This is a genomic window from Porticoccus sp. (genome assembly GCF_041592135.1).
Taxonomy (GTDB): Bacteria; Pseudomonadota; Gammaproteobacteria; order Pseudomonadales; family Porticoccaceae; genus Porticoccus.
Genome location: NZ_JBFHQR010000127.1, coordinates 1 through 6,946, shown reverse-complemented (window position 1 = coordinate 6,946; position 6,946 = coordinate 1). Strand labels below are relative to the sequence as shown.

Annotated in this window: 6 protein-coding genes; all 6 read left to right on the top strand. The window is 55.4% G+C overall.

Annotation, left to right across the window (positions count from 1 at the left end; translation table 11 throughout):
- Position 1: 1 nt before the first annotated feature.
- A complete protein-coding gene (gene cysS / locus ABY948_RS10290) occupies positions 2 to 1,465 on the top strand; it encodes a cysteine--tRNA ligase (RefSeq protein ID WP_461482448.1) in 1,464 nt (487 codons plus the stop codon).
- 213 nt (positions 1,466 to 1,678) lie between these two features.
- On the top strand, positions 1,679 to 2,560 hold the full coding sequence (locus ABY948_RS10285; protein ID WP_461482447.1) for a radical SAM protein: 882 nt from the start codon (positions 1,679 to 1,681) through the stop codon (positions 2,558 to 2,560).
- Between the two features lie 156 nt (positions 2,561 to 2,716).
- Entirely contained in the window at positions 2,717 to 3,769 is a 1,053-nt protein-coding gene (locus ABY948_RS10280) for a Fic family protein (RefSeq protein WP_461482446.1), read from the top strand.
- Positions 3,770 to 3,970: 201 nt separating this feature from the next.
- Entirely contained in the window at positions 3,971 to 5,953 is a 1,983-nt protein-coding gene (locus ABY948_RS10275; RefSeq protein WP_461482445.1) for a DUF4118 domain-containing protein, read from the top strand.
- 8 nt (positions 5,954 to 5,961) lie between these two features.
- A complete protein-coding gene (locus ABY948_RS10270) occupies positions 5,962 to 6,654 on the top strand; it encodes a response regulator (RefSeq protein WP_461482444.1) in 693 nt (230 codons plus the stop codon).
- Positions 6,651 to 6,946: FAD:protein FMN transferase (locus ABY948_RS10265; protein ID WP_461482443.1), on the top strand; the 296-nt coding region annotated here is incomplete at its 3' end. The genes ABY948_RS10270 and ABY948_RS10265, both read left to right, overlap by 4 nt.

Here is a 6,946-nt window from a genome sequence, read left to right as displayed (position 1 = left end):
ACTGACTCTGTACAACACCCTGACCCGGCAGAAAGAGGTTTTCAAACCCATCGAAGAGGGCAAGATCCGCATGTACGTGTGCGGCATCACCGTCTACGACTACTGCCATATCGGCCACGCCCGGGTGCTGGTGGCGTTCGACGTCATCACCCGCTACCTGCGCTCCCAGGGTTGGGATGTCACCTACGTGCGCAATATCACCGATATCGATGACAAGATCCTCAACCGCGCCAATGAAAATGGCGAGCCCTTCACTGCGCTCACCGACCGCATGATCGAAGCCATGCATGAGGACGAGGCGGCCCTAGGCATTTTGCCCCCGGACATTGAACCTCGCGCCACTGGTCACATGGATGACATTCTCGATATGGTGCAAATCCTGGTGGACAACCACTACGCCTACGCGACGGACAATGGCGACGTCTACTACCGCATCAGCCGCTTCCCGGATTACGGCAAGCTGAGTAACAGAAACCCCGAAGACCTGCTGGCCGGTGCCCGCGTCGAAGTGGGTGATATCAAGGAAGACCCACGGGATTTCGCCCTCTGGAAAGGTGCCAAGCCCGGTGAAGTCAGTTGGGAATCCCCCTGGGGCCCCGGTCGTCCCGGCTGGCACATCGAGTGCTCCGCCATGTCCACCTGCTGCCTGGGGGAAACCTTCGATATCCACGGCGGTGGTCCGGATCTGCCGTTCCCCCACCACGAAAACGAAATCGCCCAGAGCGAGGCGGCCACTGGCAAGCCCTATGTCCATTACTGGATGCACGCCGGTGCCGTGCGGGTGGATAACGAGAAAATGTCCAAGTCTCTGGGCAACTTCTTCACCATCCGCGAGGTGCTGAAAAAATACCACCCGGAAGTGGTGCGCTACTTCCTGCTGTCCAGCCACTACCGCAGCCCCATCAACTATTCCGAGGAAAACCTTATCGAGGCCAAGGGTGGTCTGGAGCGCTTCTACATTGCGCTGCGCCCCTTTGCCGATGTGGTGCCCGCCGAACTGAGCGAGCTGCATCACAGCGATTACTACCGCCGCTTCGTGGAATCCATGGACGACGACTTCAACACCCGCGAAGCGCTGGCGGCCATGTACGATCTGGTGCGCGATATCAACACCCAGGCCAAGACCGACGAAGCCCAGGCCCGTAAACTGGTGGCGGAACTGAAAGCGATGGGTGATATCTTCGGTATCTTGCAAGAGGACCCTGAGGCTTGGTTTAAAGGTAAGAGAAGAACATCCTTAACTCTTGATGTTGAGCCGAGATCAGGCCAGATCAATGAAGCCGGCCAGACCCCGGAGGTTAGTGTTCAGTATAGTGATGAACAAATTGAGATGTTGATCGCCGAGCGCGCCGCAGCCAAGAAAAACCGCGACTTCGCCCGCGCCGACCAGATTCGCGATGATCTGCTCGCACAGGGTGTCGTATTGGAAGATTCTCGGGAAGCGACTACTTGGCGCCGAGAATGACAGGCGGTTGAAAAACTAATTTACTTGCCCTGGCGGTGTCGCCTAAGGGCGCCTACTTTTGGTAAAAAATGGCTCAAAGTGCTCATTTACTCAATGTAAACTCCGCTTTTTCGGCCATTTTTGCCTTGACGCACCTTCGCTCGTGACTCTATGAAACAACTTCTGGGAGAGTAAGGGACTCTAATTTTCCCGCAACAAGGGTAGGATATGTGAATGGATTACGTAGAACCCCTGTTCCGTCCCCCCAGCGAAGCCCGTTCGCTGATTCTTCAGGTCACCAACGGCTGCTCCTGGAACCGTTGCACCTTCTGCGAGATGTACACCGCGCCGCAGAAAAAATTCAGCGTCAAACCCCAAACGGATATTGAGCAGGAACTGCAACAGGTGGCCGCCAGCGGTTACCCGGTGCGCCGGGTATTTCTGGCCGATGGCGACTCCATGACCTTGTCCTTTCGCCGCCTCAAGGAAATCCTGCTGGCCATCCGCCAATACCTGCCGGACGTACAGCGCATCTCCTCCTACTGCCTGCCCCGCAACCTGAAAAACAAATCCGTGGAGGAACTGGCGGAGCTGCAACAGCTCGGCCTCGGCCTGATGTACGTGGGCTGCGAATCCGGCGACGACCTGGTGCTGGAAAAAATCGCCAAGGGCGAAACCTACGCCTCGTCGCTGGATGCCCTGCACAAGATCAAGCAGGCGGGCATGAAAAGCTCGGTGATGATTCTCAACGGCCTCGGCGGCCAGCAATACACCGAGCAGCACGCCATCAACTCCGCCCGACTGATGAACGAAACCCAGCCGGAATTCCTCTCCACCCTGGTGGTGAGTTTCCCGATGGGTGAAGAGCGCTTTCAGCAGGGCTTTGGCGGCGAATACCAACCGCTGACTCAACGGCAACTGTTTGGGGAAATGGAAATGCTGCTGGATACCCTGGAACTGGAACGCACTGTGTTCCGCAGCGACCACGCCTCCAACTACCTGATACTGAAAGGCACCCTCAACCGCGATAAAGAGCAGCTGTTGCAGCAGGTGCGTACCGCCATTCACCAGCCGGGAGTGATTCCCCTTAGAGAGGAGTGGCAGCGGGGGTTGTAGTCAACGGGTGGCAATCGGGTGTTGATGAAATTCTGGGGGTTGGCCATTCCCGCACTTGGCCCCCAGATGGACACTTATGGATAAATATGGGTATTTATGCGGGTTGGCTGCCGCTGGTTCTTGCTTTTATGGATATATATGGATATAAATCCGGCTATGAGCCTCAATACTGATAGCCTCCACATCACCCCGGAAATCCTCTCCCTGATCGCCGAGCTGGATGAATTCAAGGGCACCTGGCGCGCCATCGGCACGCTGGCGCCGGATCGCCTGTCCGCATTGCGCCGGGTGGCGACCATTGAAAGCATCGGTTCCTCCACCCGCATTGAGGGTAGCCGCCTGTCCGACCGGGAGGTGGCTCGCCTGCTAAGCAATATTGAGATCAAGAAGTTTGAGACCCGTGACGAACAGGAAGTGGCGGGCTACGCCGAAGTGATGGGCACGGTTTTCAACAATGCCGAGCACATCGACCTCAGCGAGAACCATATCAAGCAACTCCACGGCGAACTGCTTGCTTATAGCAGCAAGGATGAGCGCCACCGGGGAAACTACAAGACCCACCCCAACCACGTCAGCGCCTTCGATGCCGATGGCAAGGAAGTCGGCGTGGTGTTTGAAACGGCTTCGCCGTTTGATACACCTCGCCTGATGACGGAGCTAGTTACTTGGACGAGGGATGCTTTAGAACGCAAAGCTCTGCATCCCTTGCTTGTGATCGCGGTTTTTACCGTGGCATTTCTCGAAATTCATCCATTTCAGGACGGCAACGGCCGGCTTTCCCGCGTTATCACCACGCTTTTGTTGCTGCGCAGCGGCTACGCCTACGTGCCCTACAGCTCGCTGGAAAGCGTGGTGGAGCAATCCAAGGAGGGTTACTATCTGGCGTTGCGCAACACCCAGGGCACGATACGAACGGACTCCCCCGACTGGCAGCCCTGGGTACTGTATTTTTTGCGGGCGCTGCAAAAACAGAAGCTGCGCCTCGAGGTGAAAATCGAGCGCGAACACATTCTGCTGGCCAAAATGCCGGAACTGTCGATCAGGATTCTGGAGCTGGCCACCGAGCACGGTCGACTCAGCGTCAGCCAGCTTGTCGAACTGACCGGCGCAAACCGGAATACCATAAAGAAACACCTGCAAAACCTGGTGTCCAGTCGGCAACTGGAACAGCATGGCAAGGGCAAGGGGACCTGGTATGGCCGGAGTTGAGAACGTTGAGGGCAGAGCAGGCTTATAGCTGGGGGGAGTATATGCGATTCTCTCAACCCCGGTGGCGGGGTTCCAGGAAAGGGGTGGAGGTGGGTTGAAAAATAATCCCTTCGTTACCTTTTACCTACTTTTTGCATGTGCCGAATGTTGTGGTCATCCCAGTGAAATGGGGAGTGTTTTGCATAAATCTCGGGAATCAGCATGGCTACAGGATTAGAGGCTCAGGGCCAAGAAACAGGGTTTGTCGTTCACGAAAAGCTGTTGGTTCTGGTTAGTCTCAATAGCGACCATGACTTCTTGATTCGGAAAGGAGGGCAAATCGCCAATCAGCGCAAGATACCCTGGTTGGTGGTTTGGGTGGACACGGGGCAGATACCAACCCATAAAGGTAGCCGCCGTCTACAATCGGTGGTTTCCCTGGCCAAGGAAATGGGTGCCCACACGGAGGTCCTGCGCGGCCCAAGTACTTTTCAGACGATAATTCCCTATATCGAAGAGCAGCGGATTACCACCGTGTTGGTTGGCGCTGGTACCCGGTCCAGTTTCAAACCCTGGGGCAAACGGTTGTACCGGCAACTGATCGAGTCTGGATTGCCACTGGAGGTTTCTGTCATTCGTTCTCCCCAGACGCCCAGGGCAAGTGCCCCTTTTACTGAAATCAAAAGGCCACTACTTGGAAATATACAGGGATACGGCAGCGGAGTGCTGGCCGTCACCCTGGCGACAGTATTGGCGGTAGGGCTACAGAACTGGATACACCATGCGAATCTGGTTTTGGTGTATGTGCTGGCGGTGATTGCCACCGGGTTACGTTATGGCTCCCGTCCAGCCATGATGACGGCAGTACTCAGTTTTCTGTGCTTCAACTTCTTCTTGACTGATCCGCATTACACCTTCGAAGTCGCTCGACAGGACGAGTTGTCAACGCTGATTTTTCTGTTTCTTATTGCCATCATATGTGGGCCGGCGGCCTCCCGTATTCGTCGCCAGTTCTTATTGCTTCGTGAAGCCAACCGTTACTCTGAGGCCATGCGCTCTCTGGGCGAGGCCCTTTCAATAGCAGAGAATGCCGAAGCCGTATGGCGATCAACAGCAAAAAAATTGTCTTCCATCTTGCAGGTAGAGGTGTGTATTGCCGTGCCCGACGAGGGCGAATGCTACGTAACCTATCCTGCTCCGTCCTCAGCACTCAGCTCCTTGGATACCGAGGCGATAGCGTGGGCACACAAACACACAGCTCCCTCAGGTCGATTGACCGATACGCTTAACGCCTCGAGCTGGACCGTTTTCCCCATCTGCAAGGAAACCCAATGCATCGCCTGCACCTTGATCCGGTTGAACCCAAATGACACCGCTCTGGTGCCGTATGACAGGGATCTCATCCAGGGCATGTTGCAACAGGCAGCAGATACCTGGCGACGGATTCAATTGGTTGGGGATCTGGAGTCCGCACGGGTCAAAACCGAGGTCGAACAATTGCGCTCAGCCCTGCTGTCCTCGGTTTCCCACGATCTCAAATCCCCTCTGGCGGCGATGATGGGCGCGGCCGAGAGTCTGCAATTATTGGAGCAGCAACTTGGCCCGCAGGATCGGAAGGATCTGATGGACACCATCCTTCAGGAAAGTCGGCGGCTGGACAGCTATATCCAGAACCTGTTGGACATGACGCGGCTGGGATACGGCACCCTCAAAATCGAGCGCGACTGGGTTTCGATCGCCGATATCGTAGGCAGCGCATTGACTCGCCTCAAACGCTATTACCCCAGCGTCAAAACGGCAACCCATTTTCCGGATACCGCCCCCGTGTTATATGTGCATGCGGCGCTGATTGAGCAGGCATTGTTTAACATTCTCGAGAATGCCGCACGTTTTACACCAGGCAGTGAGAAAATCGACGTAACCATCGCCACCGGAAGTAATCGCTGTACCATCGCCATCGATGACAGAGGTCCGGGCATACCGGAAGACCTGCGTGAAAAAATTTTTGATATGTTCTTTGTTGTCGCCGAGGGAGACAAGAAAAAGCAAAATACCGGGATGGGGTTGGCCATCTGCCGTGGCATGGTCGGTGCCCATGGTGGCAGCGTGCAGGCCATGGAAGGAGTCGGACACAAGGGCACCCGGTTTTTGGTGGAATTGCCGCTAGATGTGCCACCCACAACATCGACAACCAGTAAGGAATAACGAACCACGTGAGTATAAAGATTGTCATCGTGGACGATGAGTCGCCCATTCGGCGCATGTTGCGTATTGCGCTGAAAAGTGAAGGCTATGAGGTGACCGAGGCGGGAAGCGGTGAGTCTGGTCTGGCGGCGATTGCCCGCCAACAACCTGATCTGGTAGTCCTGGATCTAGGGCTCCCCGATATGGATGGCCACGAAGTGTTGCACGAACTGCGAACCTGGTCGAAAGTGCCGGTGATCGTACTTTCGGTGCGCAGCGGTGATCGCGAGAAAGTCCGTGCCTTGGATGCCGGCGCCCAGGATTACGTAATAAAACCCTTCAGTATTGAGGAACTCCTTGCTCGTATTCGTGCAAACGTCCGTGATCACATTAAACCGAATTCGCCAGTGATACTGGATGACGGACACCTGCATATTGATTTAGGCAAGCGCTGGGTCGCCCTTACGGGCGAGAAAGTGGATCTGACACCCAAGGAATATGCTGTATTAGCCAAACTGGCTCAATCGCCAAACTGCGTCATCACCCAGACCCAGTTGCTACAGGAAATATGGGGGCCGCAGCATAAGGAGGACAGTCATTATTTGCGCATCATTGTCAGCCATTTGCGGCAAAAGCTGGGCGATGACCCGGCTGAACCCTTTTATATCCGTACCGAAGCTGGCGTGGGATATCGTTTGATGTATCAGGAAGCTTCCCGTTGAATCACACTATATTACTCGCGGTCAGCACGCTGCTTCTCGCGCTGCTTTCGGGTTGTAGCAAGGCTCCATCCCCGCGATCCATCGAAGGCTTCGCCCAGGGAACCACCTACCACATCAGTTATTGGCGCCGCGAGCCCACCGATAACGCACATATTGCCCAGATTGTTTCTGAAAGGCTCGCCAGCATTGATGCCAGTATGTCGAGCTATCGATCCGATTCCACCCTGGAGCGGTTCAACCAGCACAACACTGATGAATCACAAGAAGTGGGCACTGAAATCGTCCAGCTTGT